This window comes from Streptomyces cyaneus, assembly GCF_004028635.1.
GTDB classification, from domain to species: Bacteria; Actinomycetota; Actinomycetes; order Streptomycetales; family Streptomycetaceae; genus Streptomyces; species Streptomyces cyaneus.
Genome location: NZ_RQJW01000005.1, coordinates 304,809 through 325,148 on the forward strand (window position 1 = coordinate 304,809; position 20,340 = coordinate 325,148).

The 20,340-nt window shown below is 70.6% G+C and carries 21 protein-coding genes and 1 pseudogene; 9 read left to right on the plus strand and 13 right to left on the minus strand.

All coding sequences use genetic code 11. The annotated features are described in order from the left end of the window. The first annotated feature begins 26 nt into the window (after nucleotides 1-26). Complete coding sequence (locus EHO50_RS19950) at nucleotides 27-416, plus strand: hypothetical protein (protein WP_128431569.1); 390 nt, start codon at nucleotides 27-29, stop codon at nucleotides 414-416. A 120-nt stretch (nucleotides 417-536) separates the two neighbouring features. On the opposite strand, the gene EHO50_RS19955 is transcribed toward EHO50_RS19950, so the two are convergent. From EHO50_RS19955 to EHO50_RS19965, 3 genes are all read right to left on the minus strand, one after another. Further along, complete coding sequence (locus EHO50_RS19955; RefSeq protein ID WP_128431572.1) at nucleotides 537-1,553, minus strand: DNA-directed RNA polymerase subunit alpha; 1,017 nt, start codon at nucleotides 1,551-1,553, stop codon at nucleotides 537-539. A gap of 150 nt (nucleotides 1,554-1,703) precedes the next feature. Then, on the minus strand, nucleotides 1,704-2,390 hold the full coding sequence (locus EHO50_RS19960) for an NAD(P)-dependent oxidoreductase (protein ID WP_246101247.1): 687 nt from the start codon (nucleotides 2,388-2,390) through the stop codon (nucleotides 1,704-1,706). Further along, entirely contained in the window at nucleotides 2,387-3,394 is a 1,008-nt protein-coding gene (locus tag EHO50_RS19965) for an EamA family transporter (protein WP_128431575.1), read from the minus strand. The genes EHO50_RS19960 and EHO50_RS19965 overlap by 4 nt, the downstream gene beginning before the upstream one ends. A gap of 80 nt (nucleotides 3,395-3,474) precedes the next feature. On the opposite strand from EHO50_RS19965, the gene EHO50_RS19970 reads away from it, so the two are divergent. Next, nucleotides 3,475-4,365 (plus strand): LysR family transcriptional regulator, encoded by an 891-nt coding sequence (locus EHO50_RS19970; RefSeq protein ID WP_128432488.1) that lies wholly within the window; start codon nucleotides 3,475-3,477, stop codon nucleotides 4,363-4,365. On the opposite strand, the gene EHO50_RS19975 is transcribed toward EHO50_RS19970, so the two are convergent. After that, a complete protein-coding gene (locus EHO50_RS19975; RefSeq protein ID WP_128431578.1) occupies nucleotides 4,366-5,040 on the minus strand; it encodes a DUF4232 domain-containing protein in 675 nt (224 codons plus the stop codon). Between the two features lie 182 nt (nucleotides 5,041-5,222). Between EHO50_RS19975 and EHO50_RS19980 the strand changes: the two genes are divergently transcribed. Beyond that, a complete protein-coding gene (locus tag EHO50_RS19980) occupies nucleotides 5,223-5,444 on the plus strand; it encodes a hypothetical protein (protein WP_128431581.1) in 222 nt (73 codons plus the stop codon). Between the two features lie 375 nt (nucleotides 5,445-5,819). Here EHO50_RS19980 and EHO50_RS19990 read toward each other — a convergent pair whose 3' ends face one another. The 3 genes from EHO50_RS19990 to EHO50_RS20000 are packed head-to-tail and all read right to left on the minus strand — an operon-like array spanning nucleotide 5,820 to nucleotide 7,824. Then, a complete protein-coding gene (locus tag EHO50_RS19990; protein WP_128431584.1) occupies nucleotides 5,820-6,179 on the minus strand; it encodes a hypothetical protein in 360 nt (119 codons plus the stop codon). Next, the gene (locus EHO50_RS19995; protein WP_128431587.1) at nucleotides 6,176-7,519 is read right to left on the minus strand and encodes a hypothetical protein; all 1,344 of its coding nucleotides are present in this window, start codon (nucleotides 7,517-7,519) and stop codon (nucleotides 6,176-6,178) included. Before EHO50_RS19995 ends, EHO50_RS19990 begins: the two co-directional genes overlap by 4 nt. Nucleotides 7,520-7,524: 5 nt before the next feature. After that, nucleotides 7,525-7,824, minus strand: a complete 300-nt coding sequence (locus EHO50_RS20000; protein ID WP_246101249.1) for a hypothetical protein — start codon at nucleotides 7,822-7,824, stop codon at nucleotides 7,525-7,527. Nucleotides 7,825-7,982: 158 nt separating this feature from the next. Here EHO50_RS20000 and EHO50_RS20005 point away from each other — a divergent pair, with 158 nt between their 5' ends. After that, the gene (locus EHO50_RS20005; protein ID WP_128431593.1) at nucleotides 7,983-8,453 is read left to right on the plus strand and encodes a DUF3592 domain-containing protein; all 471 of its coding nucleotides are present in this window, start codon (nucleotides 7,983-7,985) and stop codon (nucleotides 8,451-8,453) included. A 40-nt stretch (nucleotides 8,454-8,493) separates the two neighbouring features. On the opposite strand, the gene EHO50_RS44060 is transcribed toward EHO50_RS20005, so the two are convergent. Then, the gene (locus EHO50_RS44060) at nucleotides 8,494-8,634 is read right to left on the minus strand and encodes a hypothetical protein (protein ID WP_164904890.1); all 141 of its coding nucleotides are present in this window, start codon (nucleotides 8,632-8,634) and stop codon (nucleotides 8,494-8,496) included. 149 nt (nucleotides 8,635-8,783) lie between these two features. Beyond that, on the minus strand, nucleotides 8,784-9,731 hold the full coding sequence (locus EHO50_RS20010) for a hypothetical protein (RefSeq protein ID WP_246101251.1): 948 nt from the start codon (nucleotides 9,729-9,731) through the stop codon (nucleotides 8,784-8,786). 130 nt (nucleotides 9,732-9,861) lie between these two features. Between EHO50_RS20010 and EHO50_RS20015 the strand changes: the two genes are divergently transcribed. Next, the gene (locus EHO50_RS20015) at nucleotides 9,862-10,293 is read left to right on the plus strand and encodes an SRPBCC family protein (RefSeq protein ID WP_128431596.1); all 432 of its coding nucleotides are present in this window, start codon (nucleotides 9,862-9,864) and stop codon (nucleotides 10,291-10,293) included. A 15-nt stretch (nucleotides 10,294-10,308) separates the two neighbouring features. Here the strand turns inward: EHO50_RS20015 and EHO50_RS20020 are convergent, their stop codons facing one another. After that, nucleotides 10,309-11,502 carry an MFS transporter gene (locus tag EHO50_RS20020; protein ID WP_128431599.1) on the minus strand — a complete coding sequence of 398 codons (1,194 nt, stop codon included), beginning with the start codon at nucleotides 11,500-11,502 and terminating at the stop codon, nucleotides 10,309-10,311. A gap of 94 nt (nucleotides 11,503-11,596) precedes the next feature. Here EHO50_RS20020 and EHO50_RS20025 point away from each other — a divergent pair. From EHO50_RS20025 to EHO50_RS20035, 3 genes and pseudogenes are all read left to right on the plus strand, one after another. Further along, nucleotides 11,597-12,562 (plus strand): annotated as a pseudogene (locus tag EHO50_RS20025) (ArsR/SmtB family transcription factor); the annotation flags it as partial. Between the two features lie 297 nt (nucleotides 12,563-12,859). Then, on the plus strand, nucleotides 12,860-13,363 hold the full coding sequence (locus EHO50_RS20030) for a glutathione peroxidase (RefSeq protein WP_128431605.1): 504 nt from the start codon (nucleotides 12,860-12,862) through the stop codon (nucleotides 13,361-13,363). A gap of 65 nt (nucleotides 13,364-13,428) precedes the next feature. Continuing rightward, complete coding sequence (locus EHO50_RS20035; protein WP_128431608.1) at nucleotides 13,429-14,298, plus strand: MerR family transcriptional regulator; 870 nt, start codon at nucleotides 13,429-13,431, stop codon at nucleotides 14,296-14,298. Between the two features lie 168 nt (nucleotides 14,299-14,466). On the opposite strand, the gene EHO50_RS20040 is transcribed toward EHO50_RS20035, so the two are convergent. The 3 genes from EHO50_RS20040 to EHO50_RS20050 all read right to left on the minus strand — a co-directional run bounded on the left by EHO50_RS20040 (nucleotide 14,467) and on the right by EHO50_RS20050 (nucleotide 16,912). Next, nucleotides 14,467-14,658 carry a DUF397 domain-containing protein gene (locus EHO50_RS20040; RefSeq protein WP_128431611.1) on the minus strand — a complete coding sequence of 64 codons (192 nt, stop codon included), beginning with the start codon at nucleotides 14,656-14,658 and terminating at the stop codon, nucleotides 14,467-14,469. Nucleotides 14,659-14,921: 263 nt separating this feature from the next. After that, nucleotides 14,922-15,779, minus strand: a complete 858-nt coding sequence (locus EHO50_RS20045; RefSeq protein WP_128431614.1) for a helix-turn-helix domain-containing protein — start codon at nucleotides 15,777-15,779, stop codon at nucleotides 14,922-14,924. Between the two features lie 377 nt (nucleotides 15,780-16,156). Beyond that, complete coding sequence (locus tag EHO50_RS20050) at nucleotides 16,157-16,912, minus strand: GOLPH3/VPS74 family protein (protein ID WP_128431617.1); 756 nt, start codon at nucleotides 16,910-16,912, stop codon at nucleotides 16,157-16,159. A gap of 256 nt (nucleotides 16,913-17,168) precedes the next feature. Here EHO50_RS20050 and EHO50_RS44065 point away from each other — a divergent pair, with 256 nt between their 5' ends. Beyond that, nucleotides 17,169-20,159 (plus strand): D-alanyl-D-alanine carboxypeptidase, encoded by a 2,991-nt coding sequence (locus tag EHO50_RS44065; RefSeq protein ID WP_164904891.1) that lies wholly within the window; start codon nucleotides 17,169-17,171, stop codon nucleotides 20,157-20,159. The last annotated feature ends 181 nt before the right edge of the window (nucleotides 20,160-20,340 follow it).

Genomic DNA, 20,340 nt, shown 5'->3' on the forward strand with positions numbered 1-20,340 from the left:
CGTCCGCTTCAACGCTCGGAGAAGACATGCGCAAGCCTCGCAAGACCGCTGTCGTGGCCGTCCTCCTCGGCGCCATCGGCTTCCTCAGCACCGGCGCCGCCTACGCCGACGGGCAGGGGCACGGACACAAGCAGGGACACAAGCACGGACAGAAGCACGGACACAAGCAGGGGCACAAGCAGGGGCACAAGCACGGACGCGGACACAAGGCCGACAGCAAAGAGAGCAGGACGGTCTACATCGCCCAGAGCACCACGTGCAGCACGATCGAAGAGAACGTCGACGTACAGGGCCAGATCGGGTTCGAGAACGGCCGGGAAGCCAACCGGTCCAACGGCGAGGGCTCGCCCGGCACGCAGACCACCGACCTCGGCTCGAGCCAGGGCTGCAACAACACCATCGTCCTCGGCAAGTAGCTCACCCGGGTCCCGGCGCCGAGGGCGGGGCCGGGGCCCTGGGGGAGCCGGGCTGCGGGCGGCCGGCGCTCATCGCCGGCCGCTGTGCCGTCCCGGCTCCCCCGCAACCCGGCGCGGTGTTCAGTACTGCTCGGTCTCCACGAAGCCCGCGTCCGCGTCGTCGTCGGCGCCGAAGGCAGCGGCGGTCGGGTCGAATCCGGGCGGGCTGTCCTTGAGGCCCAGGCCCATGCCGGCCAGCTTCGCCTTGACCTCGTCGATCGACTTCGCACCGAAGTTACGAATGTCGAGCAGGTCGGCCTCGGAACGCGCCAGGAGCTCACCCACCGAGTGGACGCCCTCCCGCTTGAGGCAGTTGTACGAACGGACCGTGAGCTCGAGCTCCTCGATCGGCAGCGCGAGGTCGGCGGCGAGGGCGGCGTCCGTGGGGGACGGGCCCATGTCGATGCCCTCGGCGTCGATGTTCAGCTCACGGGCCAGACCGAACAGCTCGACCAGCGTCTTACCGGCCGATGCCATGGCGTCACGCGGACGCATCGCCTGCTTGGTCTCGACATCGACGATCAGCTTGTCAAAGTCGGTGCGCTGCTCGACACGCGTGGCCTCGACCTTGTACGTGACCTTCAGCACGGGGCTGTAGATGGAGTCGACCGGGATACGGCCGATCTCCTGGCCCACCTGCTTGTTCTGCACGGCGGAGACGTAACCGCGGCCACGCTCGACCGTCAGCTCCATCTCCAGCTTGCCCTTGCCGTTGAGCGTGGCGAGGACGAGGTCGGGGTTGTGCACCTCGACACCGGCCGGCGGCGCGATGTCGGCGGCGGTGACCAGACCCGGGCCCTGCTTGCGCAGGTACATCACCACAGGCTCGTCGTGCTCCGAGGAGACGACCAGCTGCTTGATGTTGAGGATCAGGTCGGTGACGTCCTCCTTGACGCCCGGCACGGTGGTGAACTCATGCAGGACACCATCGACGCGGATGCTGGTGACAGCCGCTCCGGGGATCGAGGACAGGAGCGTACGACGCAGGGAGTTGCCGAGGGTGTAGCCGAAGCCCGGCTCCAGCGGCTCGATCACGAACCGTGAGCGGAACTCGTCGACGACCTCTTCGGTCAGTGAGGGACGCTGAGCAATCAGCACGAGGTATTGCCTCCAGTGTTTGGCGCCCGCTATGTGACGCCGTTGACACACGAAGGGTACGGCCAAGGCGCCGCCTCCAGTCCGAGGCATGAGCAATTGGCGCCTCGCCGAGCGGTCAGGCAGGCAGCCAGGCAGGCAAGGAGGCCCGGCTCACTGACGGCTTTCGCCGCGGTGGACGACCGTGATGAGGTGGTCGGGACCAGGGGTCTCGAGCTCGTCGACCACGGCGACGGCCAGGTCCTCGGCGCTGATCCAGGATCGGCCGTCGGCGCTGATGAGCAAGGTGTCGGTGCCGCGCCGATAGCGGCCGGTTCGTTCACCGGGTTCGAGCAGGGCCGGTGGACTCAGGTAGACGCAATCGGCATCGGCATGGGACTGGCAGGTTCGCAGCTGGGCGATTCCGGCGGCGGCGACGGCCTTGATTTCGGCGGGCACATACGTCGGGTTGTCGGCGACCAGCAGATTGCGGTCGTCGGGGCTGCGCAATGCGCCGGCGCCGCCGACCACTAGGACGCGGATCCCGAGCTGTGCGGCGATGTCCAGCACCGTACGGGTGGTGCCGACCAGGAACTCCTCGTCGACCGGCATGGTCCGAACGGTCAGTACGACGGCGTCCGCAGCGCCGTGGGAGGCGGAGCCCGCCAGCGCCTCGCGTATGGCGTGCGAGTCGTTCGCGTCGACCGCGATCGACGTCACGTTCCGGTTCCTCGGGTTCTCACTCGCGGGCTTCCGGGACAGGGCGAGCACCTGGTGTCCGCGTGCGCCGGCCTCATTGATCACCCGGCTGCCGACCATCCCGGTGGCACCCAGTACGGCGATCTTCATGCCTGCCTTCATCGGATCCGACCTCCCTGTGCGTGTTCGCCCTGCGCGTGTTCACCCTGTGTCCGGCCTTCTCGGATGCGGGCTTCTGTCGGTCTGCCGCGCACCACGCGGACCGACAGGGTCGGGCCATTGAGCTGCGCCGCGAGCAACGCGGCCAGGGCGAGGACGAAGCCGAAGGTCTGCAGCAGGCTCAGGGACTCCCCCAGCGCGATGCCGATGACGGCCGCGACCAGCGGGGACAGCAGCACCAGCGGTGCGGACGCGCCGACCGGCAGCTTTCCGACGCCGCGGAACCACAGCGTGGACGCGACCAGCCCACCCACGCTGCCGAGCCACAGGTATCCGCCGACGGCACCGGCGTCGATGTGCGGCGGAGCCCCCTCGATCGCGACGGCGAGCGGCAGCAACAGCAGGCCGCCGGCCGCCAGTTGCCAACCGGTCAGGGTCAGGGGACCGACCCCCGCGGGAAGGCCCCAGCGCTTGGTGAGGACGATCCCGGCGGCCATGGTGGCCGTACCACCGAGGCCGGCGAGGACGCCGACGGCATCCAGCCGGGCCTGCGGCCCCAGTACGACGAGTCCGACACCGACCACGCCGAGCACGGCCCAGGTCAGTCGCCACACCGTCGGCCGGTCGTGGAGCAGCGCGACGGCCAGCCCGGCGACCATCAGCGGCTGCGTGGCACCGAGAGTGGCGGCGACACCGCCGGGGAGTCGTTCGGCCGCCACGAACAAGAGGGGGTACAAGGCGCCGATGTTGAGCGCGCCGAGGACGGCGGCCTTCCACCACCAGTCCCCCCGCGGGAGCACGCGGGTGATCGCCAGCGCGAGCAGCCCGCCGGGCAGGGCGCGCAGCATCCCGGCGAACAGCGGATGCCCGGGTGGGAGCAGTTCCGTGGTGACGACGTACGTCGTGCCCCAGGTCGCGGGGGCGAGTGCGGTCAGTGCGACGGTGGCCACCTGCTGCGGGTACGAGATCCGCGGCGGGCCCGGTGCCCGCTCGGTCGAGGTATGCATGTGATGAAGTCTCAGATCCAGGCCGGCCATGAGTCCAACACATGCTTGCCATCGCAGCCATGAACCAGAACGATGGCTGGGTGGATCTCCAGCAGATGCGCTACGTCGTCGCCGTCGCCGAAACCCGCAACTTCACCCGTGCCGCGGAGCGCTGCTTCGTGGTGCAGTCGTCGCTCAGCCACCGGATCGCCGGCCTGGAACGGGAGCTCGGGGTCAAGCTGTTCGCCCGGTCCAGCCGCCGCGTCGAGCTGACCCCTGCGGGAGCGGCGTTCGTCGCCGGCGCACGCGAGTGCCTGGCCGCCGCCGACCGCGCGGCTGCCGACGCCGCCGCCGCGACCGGCGTGGTGCGCGGGCGGCTCGCCGTCGGTGTGATCGTGACGACGGCTGCCGTCGACGTACCCGATCTGCTGCAGCGGTACCGCGCCCGGCACCCGGACGTCCGCGTCGCCCTCCGTTCCGGACGCAGCGACGAACTGGCGGCGGCGGTCCGCAACGGCGACCTGGACATCGCCTTCCTCGGCATGCCGGAGAACGAACGGCCTTCCGGCGTGGAGAGCGTTGTTCTCGATCACGACGAGCACGTGCTGGTGGTGCCGGCCGGGCATCGGCTGGCGGGCGCTTCCCGGGTCACACTGCGGGAGACCGCCGAGGAGACCTTCGTGGACTTTGTCAGCGGGACGCCCGCCCGGGCCCAGTCCGATCAGGCGTTCGCCGCGGCGGGCCTGGTCCGCGACGTCGCGTACGAAGCCGGCGTCGTAGAGCTGATCACCCGGCTGGTCGCGCGCGGGCTCGGCATCGCGCTGCTGCCGTCGGCGTTCATCCGACCTCGGGCCACCGACGACCCCGAACTGGCGCTGGTCCCGGTGGCCGACGGACCGCATCGCATCGAGTACCTGGCGTGGAGCCGCTTCAACCCCAGCCCGGCCACCCGCGCGATGCTCGATGTCCTCGGGGTCGGGCGCGCGGCGTGATCAGTAGGTGAGTGCATCCTCAGCGGTGCCGAAGAAGCTGGTGACCTGGCCGTCGTTGACCGTGACAGGGCCACCGTCGATCGGCACTGTCGCAGGGCTCTCGGAGGAGGTGAGCGCAACCTCCACCTTGTCGGCGCTCTTGCCGCCCGCGGTGTCGGCGCGGGAGAACATGATCCCGGCGTAGGCGCGCTCGCCGGCCTTCAGAATCCAGTCCTTGCCGTCGGGGCCCATGTGCTCGGCGGCGCCGTCGAGCCCCGGAATCGTGATCACCAGGTCGTTCGTCGGCAGCAGACAGGGGTCGCTGCCCTTGTTCGTCGCGGTCAGCAAGGCGTGGTTGACGGGCTTGGACGCGACGGTGACGTTGTAGCTCAAGTCGGTCGTCTCGCACATGCCCACTCCGCCGTCCTGGCCGTCGTCGGACCTGGACTCGGACGACGGCGGGGTGCTGCCACCGCTGTCGGAGGAGCCCCCGCCGGCGCTGCCGCCGTCACCCGGGCCGGCCGTCGAGGGCGTCTCGGAGCCCTTGTCCGCAGCCGCAGCGGACGGGCTCGCCACCGCGCTCGGAGCGGCCGTGCCCTTCTCGGCATCGCCGTTGCATGCGGTCAGTGCCAGGATGCCGAGCGAGAGAGCGGCCAGTACCGCGGTGGTACGGCGTGAACGAGCTGCGTGAGCCATGAGAAGTCCCCCGAGAGTTGGAATTTCCCGGTGATCGTGCCTCATGACAGCGATGCTTCCGCCTGCTCACACCGAGCGGGAGCCGTTTCCGAACACGCTTGTGACACTGCGACGCGGCTGTTCCGTGTGGATCTGTGCCGATGGCCACAGCGAGCAGGGGGCTCGTAGGCGCATACTGAGCCATGACAAAGTCTGCGGCACCCAAGCGTCACTTGCCCACCAGCCCCTTCAAGGCCCCGTCCGCACCGGCTCCCAAGCACTTCGCCATAGACGACCAGGTCACACATGACGTGTACGGCCTCGGCCGGGTGGTCGGCATCGAGGACGGAATCGCGGCGCTCGTGGATTTCGGCTCAACCCAGATGCGGATCTTGAGCCCGTACGCCAAGATGACCAAGCTCTAGGACCGCTGTGCCCGGTCACGGCACACCAGGCCCCATCAGGGACCTGTAACGAAAGGCAGACCTCTCATCGACTCCACGTCGCTGTTCTCCGCTCCGGAAGGGCAACCCCGCCGTTCCACCGCAGTATCGCCGCCTCCGGCGACGAACCCCTTCCATGCCCCGGACTTCGGAGAAGACGAGATCCTCTGGTCCGAGGTCGAGGATGCGCAGGAGCCCGCCCCGGGCCCGCATGCGGCGCGGCGCAAGGCTGCCTAGCGGTGTTCTGACCGGCTCAGGCTGCGGCATTCCCTGAGGGTCGGATACGAAGGCCAGGATGTGAGGGGCTGCCTCGCGCGCCCCACACACACCGTCACCCCGGCGCGCAGCCGAAGGTCGTCAGCGTGCTGGAAAGAACACCGTGAGGCGTCCCCAAGCCGCCATCGCGGCCACCGCACACGGAACGATCCACCACAGCCGTAGCCAGCGGCGTGCGGCGGCCAAAACGGCGAGCGGTGCCGTGAGCAAGGCGAAGGAGAGCCCGAGCTTTCCGAACAGCCGGATGTGGTCGTAAGCCTGGTGGTCCCAGGGGCCGAGCGGATTCGACAGATAGGCGATGCCCGTTGCGGCTCCCGCCACGAGGAAGCCGGTGACCAGCAGGACCGCGCACACGACACCCTTGGCCCGTGACGCCTGTGGCCGTCGTGACGGCTGTGGCTGTGGCGGTTGTGACGGCTGTGGTGCCTGCTGCACGGTCATGACTCGAGTGCCTGCTTCGCGTCGTCCACGTCCCTGTCGAACTGGCGGCCGTATGCCTGGGCGTCATCGCTCCGGTAATAGGGGCCGCCGTTGTAGCGCGCTGCGAGCTCCTGCATCTGCGCCCTGGTCAGCTGCTCCGGCGGCACGTCGGCGAACTCGCTCTCGGCCTTGAGCTGGGCAAGGTACTCCGCTGCGATGTAGATGTTCTGGCCTGGGTCCTTGCTCGCGCTGACCACCTCCTCACGCTGTGCGTCGGTGAGGTTCTCCGGGTCGTAGCCGAGCACTTCGGCAGACCGGCGCACCTGGATGGCGATCGGCCCCATGGAGGTCTGGTCCGCCTCTCCCATGCCGGGGAGGTGACGACGGACCCCGTAGGCGGCCTCGTCGATCCAGGAAGGGTCGCCTTCGACTTCCCGCCAGGCAATGCCCGCCAACATCTCGGGCGGCAACCCGGAGTTGTGCGCGGCATCGTTGATCAGCGCCTTGTTCCCCGAGATGTACTTGCGGCGGCCGGCGTCGTCGTCGGACGGCAGATACAGGTAGTGGTCCTGCGCGCCCGGCAGATGCGCGAGCCTGTCCCGAATGCGCTGCAGCGACGGCGAGACCGGGGTGTCGCTCGACGCCGTGGGGATCGAGTCGATCTTCATGCCGGTGCCGGGAAGCTGTGCGTTCGGGTTGCGGCTCGCGTCGCTCACTTCCTGGCGCAACGCGTCTACGGCGCCGGCCAGCAGGGCGGGGTAGTCGGCGTCTCCGCCGCGGAAGTCCGGCAGGGAACGCAAGGCTGCCCCTATCTCGTGCACGCAGTCCTCTCGGGCCGCGGACTCCACACGCTGGGCGTCGCCGTAGTGGTTCCTGGTGGCGTTGTAGTAGTGCTCGGCCTCTTCGCGGATCGCGTCCACGTCGACGGTGAGTTCTGCCGCCCAGTCGAGGAAACCGGTCGTGCCTCGCAGGTCCTCCCACTGATGCAGCGGTTCCGCAGCACGCGCGGTGGGAGTGATCGCGTGGGCTTCACGGGACATCACCTCGACCAGACGGTCTTCTGTGGTCCGCCCGCTCTTGAAGTGCCCCTTGGCCTGCTCGACAGCCGTGGCGTAGGCGTCCAGCGCCTTGCGTACGCGGCTGAAGGCTGCCGAGAGGTGCTCCGCCAGGTCGAGCGCTTCCTTCAATCGTTTGCTGTAACGCTCCCGGTGTTCGCTCTCCCACTCGACCTTCCCGGCCTTGCGGAAGTCGTCGTCACACGAAGCCAGGAGGGTGTGCAGGCGGCCGTACTCGGCTGCGGTCCGTTCGATCAGCTGCGGGTTCGAGGCGTCGAGGAACTCCACGTCTGCGCGGTAGGCCATGGCGCTCACCGGTCCTCGGGCGCGACGTAACGCCCCTTGTCGAGCAGGTCGTCCATCGCGCGCTGCGCATCGGCGTCGGCCTTCACGTAGGCGTTTCCCGTCGACTGCAGCTTCGTTGAGAGGGCCGACAGCAACGTCACCAGGTCCCCGTACTGATCCTGCGCGTAGCGCGCGAAGTCCTCGACTGCTTCGGCTACTTGGGGATGCGCTCGCGGCACGCGGCACTGCGTGGCGTTCTCCCCGTCCATGCGCCCGGCGTACAGCAGTCCGGCCAGCTCGTTCAAGAGATGCGAACTGCCGTCCAAGGACTCTGCTCGTGCCGAGAACCCTCCAGGCCCCGTAGTCATCGTTCCCCCGATGGTGACAATGATCGATCGCGACCGTGAGCATGCCAGTTGCGGATGCAATCTGTCACGCGCCTGGGATAACGTCCCCCTCACTTCCAGCGAGTGAGAGGGACGTCGTGCAGGTTCAGGTGCGTGGGCGGGGGGCCCGTAAGTGGGTCGCGTTCGGGGCGATCGCGTTCGGGGCGGTGTTCCTGGTCGTCGGGTTGGTCCTGGCGGGGATGTCGGTGTCGTTCCTGATGGATGCGGAGCGTGCCCGGGGCACGGTGGTCGCGCTGGAGTGGCGGGACGACAACAGCGGCGCGTCCCGTAAGAAGAGGACGAACGACGAGCCCGTGGCGTACCCGGTGGTCGAGTTCGCGTCGGCGGACGGCACGTCGAGGAGGTTCCGAAGCTCGACGGGTTCCAATCCACCGTCGTACGAGGAGGGTGAGCGGGTCGAGGTGCTCTACCGCCCCGACTCCCCCGAGGACGCACGGATCAACGGGTTCGCCTCGCTGTGGCTGCTGCCGCTGATCTTCGGTGGGATCGGGCTGGTGATCGCGGGGGTCGGGACGGCCGTAGCCACGGCGAGGCGGTGGCGTTCCTAGGCCGGGCGTTCCTGGGCCGGGCGTTACGAATCCGGCGCTGCTACAGGCCGATGTTGGTGAGGAAGATGTTCCAGTCGTCGCGGCCCATTTCACCAAGGCCGCTCAGGGCCGCGACCGGCACTGCGGACAGCATCAGCCCGGCGATGGCCACGGCCAGGGCGGCGACGACACGACGCTTCACGGTTCCTCCTCTACGGCGACAGCACCGACCACCCTGCTCCAAGCCGGCCGCCCCGCCTGCCAGACACGCTGCCCAGCCTGCGGATTCAGTCGCTCGGTGGCAGCGTCCCGCGCCGCCGACGGCGGGAGAGCCGTCAGCGAGACGGGGCCTCAGGCCGTGAGGTGCTCGACGGCCACGGCGGCGGCCTCCGCCCGGCGCCGGGCCTCGCGGACCTGCCGATCTGCCGTACGCACCCGGTCGCGCGCCGCCTGCTCGGCAGAGCGTGCCTGTCGTTGCTCGTCCCTGGCGCGTTGCAGTTCGGCGGTCAGATCGCTGACGCGCTGCTGCACCTGATCCAGGTGTTTCCTGGCCACGTCGGCCTCACGGCTCGCGCTCGCCGCCTCGTCCTCCCGCGCCCGTAGGTCCCGCGCGGCCTCGTCGGCGTCCTTGCGGGCTCGGGCGAGACGTCTGCGCCGGTCGGCGTCGGCCTTGCGGTCACGAGGAGCCGGTGGAGCCGGTGGAGCGGGTTCGGTCGGAGATGGTGCGGCGGGGGCGCGGCGGGAGGTCGCCTTCTCAGTGACCGCGGGGAAGTCGGTAGCCCCGGGGAAGCCGGTGACGGCCGGGAAGTCGGTGGTCGCGCTGAAGGGCTTGCTGAGTCTGCCGCTCGCCCATTCCTGGGCGGCCCCGGGGTCTGCGAGGGCGGCGCGCAGGGTGTCTTCGACTTCGTGCCGGGCGGCGTCGCTGATCGGGTGGCCTGCCGACGCAGCCAGCTGCCCGGCTTGCCGGGACAGCGCGTTGATCAGGGTTCGTTGCCGGCGGCTGAGCTCGCGCAGCTGGGCGCCGTCCAGGTCGCGATGCGCCTGTCTCAGCCCCTCTCCGAGGCGGAGCAACGGTTCGACCTCGCTGTGGCGTTCGCGGACGAGGAGGTTGCTGGCCCAGGCCGACAGGCTCGGGCGCCGCAGCTTGGTGATCCGGTCTGCGAGGGCGCGATCACCGGCCGTGCGGGCCGCGGCCGCACGTGCGGCGCGGGCGGCGATGAATTCCTCCGGCCGCAGGCCGTACAGCTCGTCGGCGACACTGTCCAGACCGTCCAGGTCCCGGGCCCGTTCCCCGTCCATCTGCGTCCCTCTCTGCGCCACAGAGACAGATATCGATTTTGTCATCTTTGGTGCATGTTCGCCCAAAGCCGGCCAGGCGCACACTGGAAGCAGCAGGTCATGCTTTATGAGCCGGACGTGGAGGTGGGCCATGAGCACCCTCGAAGAACACGTCGATGTGGGAGTTCCGATCGACACGGCTTGGGAGAGCCTTCATCGGGTGGACGACTATCCGCGCTTCCTGGAGGGAGTGCGCGACGCCCGTACGGAAGCCGACGGCCGGGCGCATCTGGACGTAGAGGCCGGCGGGCGGGCCCGGGAGTTCGAGGCCGAGGTTTCCGATCGGGCGGGGGAACGTGTGCTGGAGTGGCGTACGACGGGCGCTCCTGACCTGGCGGGTTCCCTCTCGCTGCTGCCGATCGACCGGAACCGCACCCGTGTGCAGGCACGGCTCGAGTACGACCCCGGCATCGTCAGGGAGACCTTCGGCGGGCCGAAGGGGTTCGCCCAGGCCAACGCCATCGAGCGGCTCGTCCGTAGCGATCTCGAACAGTTCAGGGAGTACGTGGAGCGGGGACGGTGAGCGGGCAGCCGCCGCTCACCCCCGGCCCAGGACCACCAGCCCGCCCTCCCCCGCATGGCGCAGGCTCGCCGCCGTCAGCGACAGGGTCACCGCGAGGGACGCCACGGCCATCACCGTCATCGCCGTGGCCGCAGAGGTCAGTTGGGCCACGGAGCCCGCCAGCGCGGCGCTCACCCCCTGCATCGTGAGCATGCCGGCGCCGTGCAACCCCAGGGCGTGGCCGCTGAGTTCGTCCGGGGTCAGGGCCATCAGGCGCTCCTGCTGGACGAGACTCGCGCCGAAGCCGATCGAGGCCACGGTCACGGCGACGGCCGCCCACGGCAACGTCGGGCGCAGTGTGAAGAACAGGTACGGCAGGGCAAGGAGCACCAGCAGGGGTATGCCGAGGTGCGGGCGCAGCCGGGGCGGCAGCAGGCGGCCCACCGTCACGTCGCCGACGAACATCCCCAGCGCCGCGCAGGCGAACAACGTGCCCGCGGTGTCGGGGGCGTAGGCGACGTAGAGGGACTCACAGCCGACGACGAGGCCGTTGGGGATCCACAGGGCGAGGTAGACGTGGCGGCGGGGGCGGGAGGACCACAGCAGGGCGTTGCTGCGCCAGGTCGCCGCGACCGACGGGCGGCCCTGGGCGCGGGGCGGGCGCGGGGTCAGACCGAGACGCAGGACGGCGGCCGCCGCGAGGTAGAGGGCTGACGACAGCAGCAGCGACAGGCGTGGCGAGAGCAGCGCCACCAGCAGACCGCCCGTCGCGTATCCGACGATCTGGGCGATCCCGGCCATCATGTTGAAGACCGAACGCCCCAGCATGAAGCCGTCCTTGGAGAGGATCTCGTTCACCAGCCCCCAGCGCACTCCCCCGCCCAGCGACGCCACCAGGCCCTGGCCGAGGATCACGGCGAAGATCGCCCACAGGGGGAGGGCGGGCAACGCGAGGACGGCGGTGGTGGCGGCGAAGACGAGGGAGATGCCGGTCAGCGCGGACCGCGGGCGCAGCCGGTCGGCACCGGACAGCAGGAAGGTCGCGCCGAGCATCTGCGCCAGCGACGGGCCGAACATGCTCACCGCCGACAGCAGCGGTGACTCCGTCGCCCGGAACACGAGCGTGCCGAGGGCCAGGCCGCTGACCGTCTGGGCAAGGACGTTGGCGGAGGAGGCAAGGAACAGGGGCGTGAACTCCGGGGTGCGGAAGAGCTGTCGGTAGCTGCGCATAGTCGGAGTCTGGGAGGGCCGGCGACAGGTCGTTATTGTTTCGCGCGGGGGCGAAAGGTCGGCGTGGACCGGGAGGCCGGGGGGGCGGGGCGGCATGGGCTGGTGGCAGATCAACGCCGACACGCTCGCCGGCAGCCGTTTCGTCCTCTCCCCGCTCGCCGAGACCTTCGCCGCGCTGAAGCTGCTGCACTCGGGGCGGGCCGCGCACCCCGGTGAGCGCGCCTGGCTGGACGCGCACCGTCCCGCCTACCGGGCCCGCCTGGCCGCCGACCCGGTCACCGCGCACCTCGTCCGCGCCGGGCTCGGCAAGGACTGGATCGCCGACTTCCTCACCCCGACCCCGAGGGACCGCGAGCCCTTCGAGGAGGGCGTGGCACGGGTGCGCGCCGCCGACCCCGGCGAGGCCCGCGCCCACCTCACCGTCTCCCTCGCCGGCCCCCTCCCCGCCGTACTGGACCGGGACGACCTGCCCGCCCGTGCCGCCGCACTCCTGGAACACGTCTGGACCGAGGCCGTGCGTCCGGACTGGGACCGGCGCCGGCGCGTCCTGGAGGCCGATGTGGTGGCGCGGACGGCGCAGGTGAGCCGGGGCGGCTGGGCGGCCGTACTCGACTCGCTACGGCCCGGGCGCACGCGCTGGCTCGGCGACAACCGGCTCCAGGTGAACCTGCACGAGTACCCGCCCCGCGAGATCTCCGGCGCCGAACTCGTCTTCGTACCGGTCACACCGAAGGGCGGCTGGGTCTCCTGGGAGGAGCCCGACCGGTACGCCGTCATCTACTCGTGCGCGGGCGCACTCACCGACCCCGGCGCCCGGACGGTCCCCGCGAGCCTCGGCGCCCTGCTCGGGCCCGCGCGCGCCGCCGTGCTCGTACTCCTCGACTCCCCTGTCAGCACGACCCAGCTGGTCGCCGTGACCGGCCAGGGGCTGGGCTCGGTCGGGCGGCATCTGCGGGTGCTGCTGGACGCGGGGCTGGTGGAGCGGCGGCGGGCGGGGCGGTCAGTGCTGTATTCGCGTACGGCGGCCGGGGAGGTGCTCGTGAAGGCGGGCGGGGCCGGGGGGCCCGGCGGGCCGAGTGGGCCGGGTGGACCGGGCGGGCTTGGCGGGCTTGGCGGGCTTGGCGGGGCCAACGGACCGGGCGGACCTGGCGGACCGGGCGGACCGGGCGGACCGGGCGGACCGGGCGGACCTGGCGGGCCTGGGAGGACCAACGGACCTGGCGGGCCTGGCGGGCCTGGCGGGGCCAACGGACCGGGCGGACCTGGCGGACCGGGCGGGGCCGACGAGCCGGGCGGGGCCGACGGGCCGGGCGGACCCGCCCCAGGATCCGGCACCTACCGGAGCTAGCATCCGCTTATGACTGCTGACACCAACGCATCCCCCCTCGACATCGAGATCGGCGCCCTCCAGGGCGGTTCCGCGGACCTCTCCCAGTACGCCGGCAAGGCCGTGCTCGTCGTGAACGTGGCCTCCAAGTGCGGTCTGACCCCGCAGTACACCGGTCTGGAGAAGCTCCAGGAGCAGTACGCGGAGCGTGGCTTCACCGTGCTCGGCGTGCCCTGCAACCAGTTCCTCGGCCAGGAGCCCGGCAGCGCCGAGGAGATCGCCGAGTTCTGCTCGGCGACGTACGGCGTGACCTTCCCGCTGACCGAGAAGGTCGAGGTGAACGGGGAGGCCCGGCACCCGCTCTACGAGCGCCTGGTCGGCTTCGCGGACGCCGAGGGGCACAGCGGGGACATCCGCTGGAACTTCGAGAAGTTCCTGATCGGCCGCGACGGCAAGGTCGTCGCCCGCTTCTCGCCGCAGACCGAGCCGGAGGCCGCGGAGCTCGTGGCGGCGGTGGAGGGTGCGCTCGGCTAGCCGGTGTTGACCTTGCCCCTGGGGCAGGGCGGAACGTCCTTCGCACCGGGCGGAAGAGCCGCCCGGTGACGGAGGATGAGGCCGTGGACGACGAACTGCTCACCATCGGCGCGTTCGCCGCGCGGGCAAGGCTGTCGGCCAAGGCGCTGCGCCTGTACGACCGCCTCGGACTGCTGCCCCCCGCACACGTCGACGAGGCCAGCGGCTACCGCTACTACCGCGTCGGCCAGATCGAACGCGCCCGTCTGGTGGCGCTCCTGCGCCAGCTGGACATGCCGCTCGCGCGGGTCGCGGAGGTCGTCGAGGCGCCGGACGGGGCCGCGGCAGCCGATCGGCTCACCGCCTACTGGGCGGACGTCGAGGCGCGGGTGGCCGGGCAGCGGACGCTCGCCGAGTACCTCCGTGGACGACTGTCGGGGAGGAGCTCCGAGATGTACGGGAAGTTCGTGGTCGAGACGGTGGACGTGCCCGAGCAGGTGCTGATCACCGAGACGCGCCATGTGCTGGCGGGCGAGCTGCCGGCGTGGATCGGCGCGTCGCTGGGACGCCTCGAGGAGGCGGCGAAGGAGTGCGGCGGCATCACGGCGGCGCCGTTCGTGGTGTACCACTCCGACGTGTCGATGGAGAGCGACGGACCGGCCGAGTCGTGTGTGCCGGTGGCCGACGAGGCGGCGGCCCGGGCGTGGGTCGAGAAGCAGGGCCGAGCGCGGGAGACAAAGGTGCGGGTGGAGCCGGCCCAGCGGCTGGCCTACACCAGGATCACCAAGGCGCAGGTGGCCCATCCGCAGATCCTGGCCGCCTTCGAGGCGGTGGAGGAGTGGATCCCGGAGCACGGACTGTGGCAGGCGGGCCCGTGCCGGGAGGTGTACTTCGCGGACTGGGCCGCGGCGGGGGCTGAGGACCCGGTGTGCGATGTGGCGTTCCCGGTGAGGTGACCGGTGAGGTGACCGGCGACGTGACCCCGGCGCTCGGCTGGTTCGCCGGGGCACGGCCGAGCCCTCTCGGCAAGGACGGCGGGCTGGTCGAGAGGGCTCTTCCTGTGGTGCTTGTGCAGTTGTTGAGCGAGCGGCCGGTCGAGGGTGAGGATCAGACAGCCTCGCCCCTCACGCCTTGACCGACGCCACGAAGGTGTTCCACGCGTTCGCGGGGAACGCCAGGACCGGGCCCTCGGGAACTTTGGAGTCCCGTACCGCCATGGCCGCTGTGACCGGCGACTTGACCTCGACGCACGCGCCGTTCCCGGTGGAGTACGAGGACTTGGTCCACGTTTCCGTGGCACCCTGACGAATTGCCATGTTTGCTCCGAATTGCCAGATGTTGAGTTGCTGTCACCGCGCTGCCCGTCCGGACTGAACCGGACTTCGCAATGCGATTCACGCCAACGTTGTTGCTCGGTGGCGTGATCGACGCTACTAGCCAACATCGGCTTACGAAGCGACTATTCACTCGACTGGATGGCATATTCCAGTGGAGCCTTCCATCCCGGCCGGGAGAAGGTGTACCGTGCCGCGCTCCTCCGGCCGGGATGGTCCCCCGCACGAGTGACCGGCGCCGATGATCAGCGCGCGTACTCCTTCGCGATGTCCGCGATGAACTGCCGCGACTGGTCCACGTTCAGGGCCTGCGCCCGCAGGTGCTCGTACATCACGCTGTACTTCTGGACGTCGTTCGCCTTCTCCAGGTACAGATCGCTGGTGACGCCCTCGATGTAGACGACGCTGGAGTCGGCCGCGTCCGGGAACTCGAGGATCGCGTACTGCCCGTTGAGGCCCGGGTGCGCTCCCATGTCGAAGGGGATCACCTGCACGGTGACATGCGGCAGTTGGGACTGCTCGACGAGTTGTTCCAGTTGGTCGCGCATGAGGGAGCGGTTGCCGACGACCCGGCGCAGGGCGGCCTCGTCCAGGACGGTCCACAGGCGCAGCGGGTTCTCCTCGGTGGAGATTCGTTCCTGTCGGCGCATGCGCACCTGGACCCGCTTCTCGACCTCGGCGGAAGGTGTCTCCGGCAACGCCCCTGCGATCAGGGCCTCCGCGTACTGCTTGGTCTGCAACAGCCCGGGGACGACCTGCGGGTCGTACACGCGCAGACTCGCGGCGTCCGTCTCCAGCCCGATGTAGACGCTGTACGGAATGTCGCCGAAGGAATGCCACCACCCTTGCTGTCGCGAATCCTTGGCCATCTGCATCAGCGAGTCGACGATGCGGTGGTCCTCCACCTCGTAGACCCCGCACAGATCGCGGACGTCGCGCTGACTGATGCTGCGCCGTCCGTTCTCCAGCCGGCTGATCTTCGACTGGGACACCAGCAGCCGTTCGGCCACCTCTTCGGCCGTCATGCCCTTGAGCTCGCGGAGCCGGCGCAACTCCTGGCCCAGCCGGCGTCGCCTGACGGTGGGATTGACATTGGACGCCACGGGACGTGCACCTCCGGCTGCGTGACTGCTGATTGCCACTTTGCGTATCTGCTGCTGAGCAGACTGCCACCAAGGTGCTTACTACCGCTGGGAAACGGTGGATATGCGCTGGATACACGCCAGTTCGGGGACACCCCCGGCAAATACGGCCGCGCGGGGCGGCGGGACCGTGTCGTCGTCCGGACGTACGGTCCCGTCGCCCCGCGCGGACCAGCGGCTCCCGTACCGGGTCTTGGGGACTGCGGTGCGGCGCTGCACGTGGCGTGCGTATGAATCTTGTGGAGCGTGTGGATCAGGCGGTGCGGTGGATCAAGCGGTGCGTGTGGAGCAAGCGGTGCGTGCGGTGGACCGGTTGGTGCGGGTCGTGGGACTGCGGCTCAGTGGGCCACGACGCGCGCCATGGATCCGCGGCGCGGTTGCACCGGAACGCCACGGGTGGGTTCCGCTGCGGCCCTGCCTCCGGGGGCGGCCTGACGGCCGGCCGGGGCCGGGCTGCGGCGTGGCTGTGCACCCACGCCGTTCTGGACGTCCATCACGGCGTGCGCGACGAGACCGCCCATGGGGTCGTGCCTGATCAGGTCCCGCAGCCGGGAGCGAGAGGAACGCCCCTCATTCCCCGGATACAGGTGCTTGCCGAGACCGACCGCGTGCGCCAGTGCGGCGAGCGCCGCGGTCCGCGGGTCCGGCGGAACGCCGGTGCGGATCGCGGAATCCAGCCGGGCCCTGATCTCCCGGCTGATCTCGTTGTCCGTCGCCTGATAGCGAGTCGTCGGCAACACCCCGCACATCTGACCCGCCACGGCATGCACCATGCCGCACCGCTCCAGATGCGAGAGATAGGTCTGGCGCAGCCCCAGTCGGGGCCCGCCAATCCAGTGGACGGCACGCACGGGAGCGCCACGCCTTCGCAGCAACTCCAATGCGCAGTCCAGTGTTGGATCTCCAGTCGGCCGTGGTACGACCACGGCGATACGATCCCCGTCTGGGGCTATCCGTCCGGCCAGCGCCAGCTCCACTAGCTGTGCTCCGGCCAGACCGAGGTCGAGCGACTGCGGCTGTGCGGTGGTACCCGTGGTCGGGTCCAACGCCAGCAGCAGAAGCTCCTCCGGAATCGTTCTGCGGCTCCTGCCCATCCATGCCTCCCCGCGTGGATGAATGACAGGGTGACCCCTCTCACATTGGTCTGTCGAGAGTGCGTGACCGGTTCGTAAGGGAACCAGTAGGTATGTCGTTCTCGTCTACCGCAGAAGTTGAGGGTCGCGCACAGGACACTGGTACATGGTTCGGGCAGCGGCACCGGGGGGGGTCGTGCGGGCGCGGTGTCCGGGCGACGGCTCACGGTTCGGCAGACGCACGGAGGGCGTGCGGCGGCACATGGAGGAGGCATCGGTGGCGGGCGAGTCCCCCGACAGGTCGAAGCAGCGCAAGTCGTCGGCAGAACCGACGTCGGGGAGTACGGGTCCGGTTCCCGAGTCCGACGGCACGCGCGCAGCCGACACCGGTGAGAAGCGAGACCCTCGCCTGGCGGTGGCACGCGAGTCGACCGCCACGCCCCGCGGCAGCGTGGACACGGCAACCAGGGTCCTGTCCCGGCGAGAGCTGGAGGCCGTGAGAGCGGAACTGGCGAAGGCCGAGGACGACGAGGCGAACGGGGGCGCCGGGGGCGCCGACGCTGCGAACACGGCCGCCGAGAACGCCGGGGGTGTGAGCACGGCCGCCGCGGACACCGAGGGTGTGAGCGCGTCCGCCGGGGACGCCGAGGGTGGGGGCGACGACGCCGAGGGCGGCGAGGCCGGGAGCGCGGAGCCTGCGGGCGACGACGCCGAGGGCGCGCAGGCCGGGAGCGGCGACGCCGAGGGCGCAAGCGCCGAAGACTCGGACGCCGGGAACGCCGGGGGCGCGGAGGCTGAGACCGGGAACGCCGGGGGCAGCGAGGCCGGGAGCACTGACGCCGAGACCGGCGACGCCAAGGGCGCGCAGGCCGAGGGCGCGGAGGCTGCGGGCGACGACGCCGAGGGCGGGAACGCCGACGACTCGGACGCCGACAGCGCGGAGGCTGCGGCCGGGAACGCCGAGGGCGCGAGCACGGCCGCCGAGAACGCCGAGGGTGTGAGCGCGTCCGCCGGGGGCGCCGAGGCTGCGGGCGAGAGCGCCAAGCGCAGCGAGGCCAGGAGCGCGGTGCCTGCGGGCGACGACGCCGAGGGCGCCCAGGCCGGGGACGCGGAGGCTGAGACCGGCGACGCCGACGCCGGGAACGCCGACGACTCGGACGCCGACAGCGCAGAGGCTGCGGCCGGGAACGCCGAGGGCAGCAAGGCCGGGAGCGCTGACACCAAGACTGGCGACGCCGAGGGCTCGCGGGATTCCGGAGGCGAGGGCTCTGCGGACGGGGCCTCGTCCGGCGCGCCGGGCGATGGTGACGAGGCTGCCGCGCCGGGTGACGATCGGCTGAGGGCCGCTGTGGCGGCTTGGGTGGCTTCCGCGGACGCCACCGACGAGGGCGCCGGGGACGCTGTGGCGCCGGGCGCCGAGAAGGCCGAGGGTGCCGACTCCGACACCGACGAGGACGAGGACGCAACGGCGGCTTCCGGCACCGACGCCGAGGACGACGAGGCGGCGCCGGAGGCCGATGCCGACGAAGCCGCCGGGGACAGCCCCACCGACCCCGCTGAGGCCCCTGACGCGGCCGCGGAGACGTCCGACGACGACCCGGCAGCCGCCGACGGCGAGGGCGCCCCGCAAGGGCCACCCGCACCCGGCGACGAGAGCCGCACGGGTGGTGCGGGTGGGAACAGTGAGGGCGAAGGCGAAGCCAAGCCCGTCGATCAGCCGACCGCCGTCTTCAAGGCCGTACGCCCCACCAAGCCCGTACGCCCCAAGCCCTCCGTCGACCAGCCCACCACCACCCTCAAGGCGCCCAAGCAGCCCGAGACCCCCGCCGAGCGCACCAGCAAGTTCATCGCGCTCAAGCCGGACATCACGCAGGACACCCCGAAGGCCCCGGACACCCCGAAGGCCCCGGGCACTCCGGCGGCCCCCGACGTCACCGCCGCCGTCCCCCAGGTCGGCCCCGAGCGCACCACGCAGCAGCCGCTGCCCCCCAGGCCCCCGCTCGACCTGCTCGCCGAGCTGACGAACACGCCTCCGCCCCCGGACACCCCCGTCCGCACGATCATCCGGCGGATCAAGATCTGGACCCCGCTGGTCCTGCTGCTCGTGATCATCCTCGGCGTCGTCCAGTCCGTACGCCCGCTCCCGGCCCCCACCCTCGACCTCACCGCCGAGGACACGTACACCTTCGACGGCAGCAAGGTCGACATCCCGTGGCCCACCGAGGGCCAGGCCGCGCTCGACGTGGACGGCCTCGGCACGTTCGGCTCCTCCGGCGACCAGAAGCCCGTGCCGATCGCCAGCGTCGCCAAGGTGATGACCGCGTACCTCATCCTGCGCGAGCACCCCCTCAAGAGCGGCGCCGAGGGCCCGGACATCGAGATCGACCAGGCCGCCGAGGACCAGTCGGACGCGGGCCAGGAGTCGACCGTCGACGTGACCGCCGGCGACAAGATCTCCCAGCGCGAGGCCCTGGAGAGCGTACTGATCGCATCCGCGAACAACATCGCCCGCCGCCTCGCCCGTTGGGACGCCGGCTCCGAGAAGGCGTTCGTGACGAAGATGAACGCCACCGCCAAGGAACTCGGCATGACGAACACCACGTACACCGACCCCTCCGGCCTGAACAACACCACCGTGAGCACGGCCGTGGACCAGGTGAAGCTGGCCAAGGCGGCGATGAAGCAGCCCGCGTTCCGCGAGGTCGCCGCGATGATGTCGTACGACGACTACAAGGGCGTCAACCACTCCAACTGGAACCAGCTCGTCGGCCACAACGACGTCGTCGGCATCAAGACCGGCACCACCACCTCCGCCCTCGGCAACCTCGTGTTCGCCGCGAAGAAGGAGGTCGGCGGCGAGACCCGGACGATCATCGGCGCCGTCGTACGCCAGCCCGCGGGCGGCGTCGACAACACCATCCTCAGCGCCGCCCTGACCTCCGGCGACCAGCTGATCCGAGCCGCCCAGGGCGCGCTGAAGTCGGCGACGCTGCTGAAGAAGGGCGACGTCGTCGGATACGTCGACGACGGCCTCGGCGGCCGCACCCCGGTCGTCGCCACCAAGGACGTCACGGCGGTCGGCTGGTCCGGGCTGAAGGTCGAGCTGACCTTCGCCTCCGACGCCGTACCGCACACCGCGAAGGCCGGCACCAAGGTGGGCACGCTCACCGTGGGTGACGGCACGAGCGGCGCGGTCAAGATCCCGGTGGCCCTCCAGCAGGACCTCACCGAACCGGGCTTCACGGACAAGCTGACCCGTCTCGGCTGACCCCCGGGACGGCACAGCGGCAGCGCACCGCAGCCCGCCGACGGCGCTCGTCGGCGGGCTGCGTGCTAGCGTCACGAAACGGGCAGGTCGTCGTTCACGAGGCGCGGCCGAAGAATCTTCAGGGACTGGGCCGACAAGACGCGGGAAACGGAACGCGGCCAGAACAGAAGACGGGACAGTA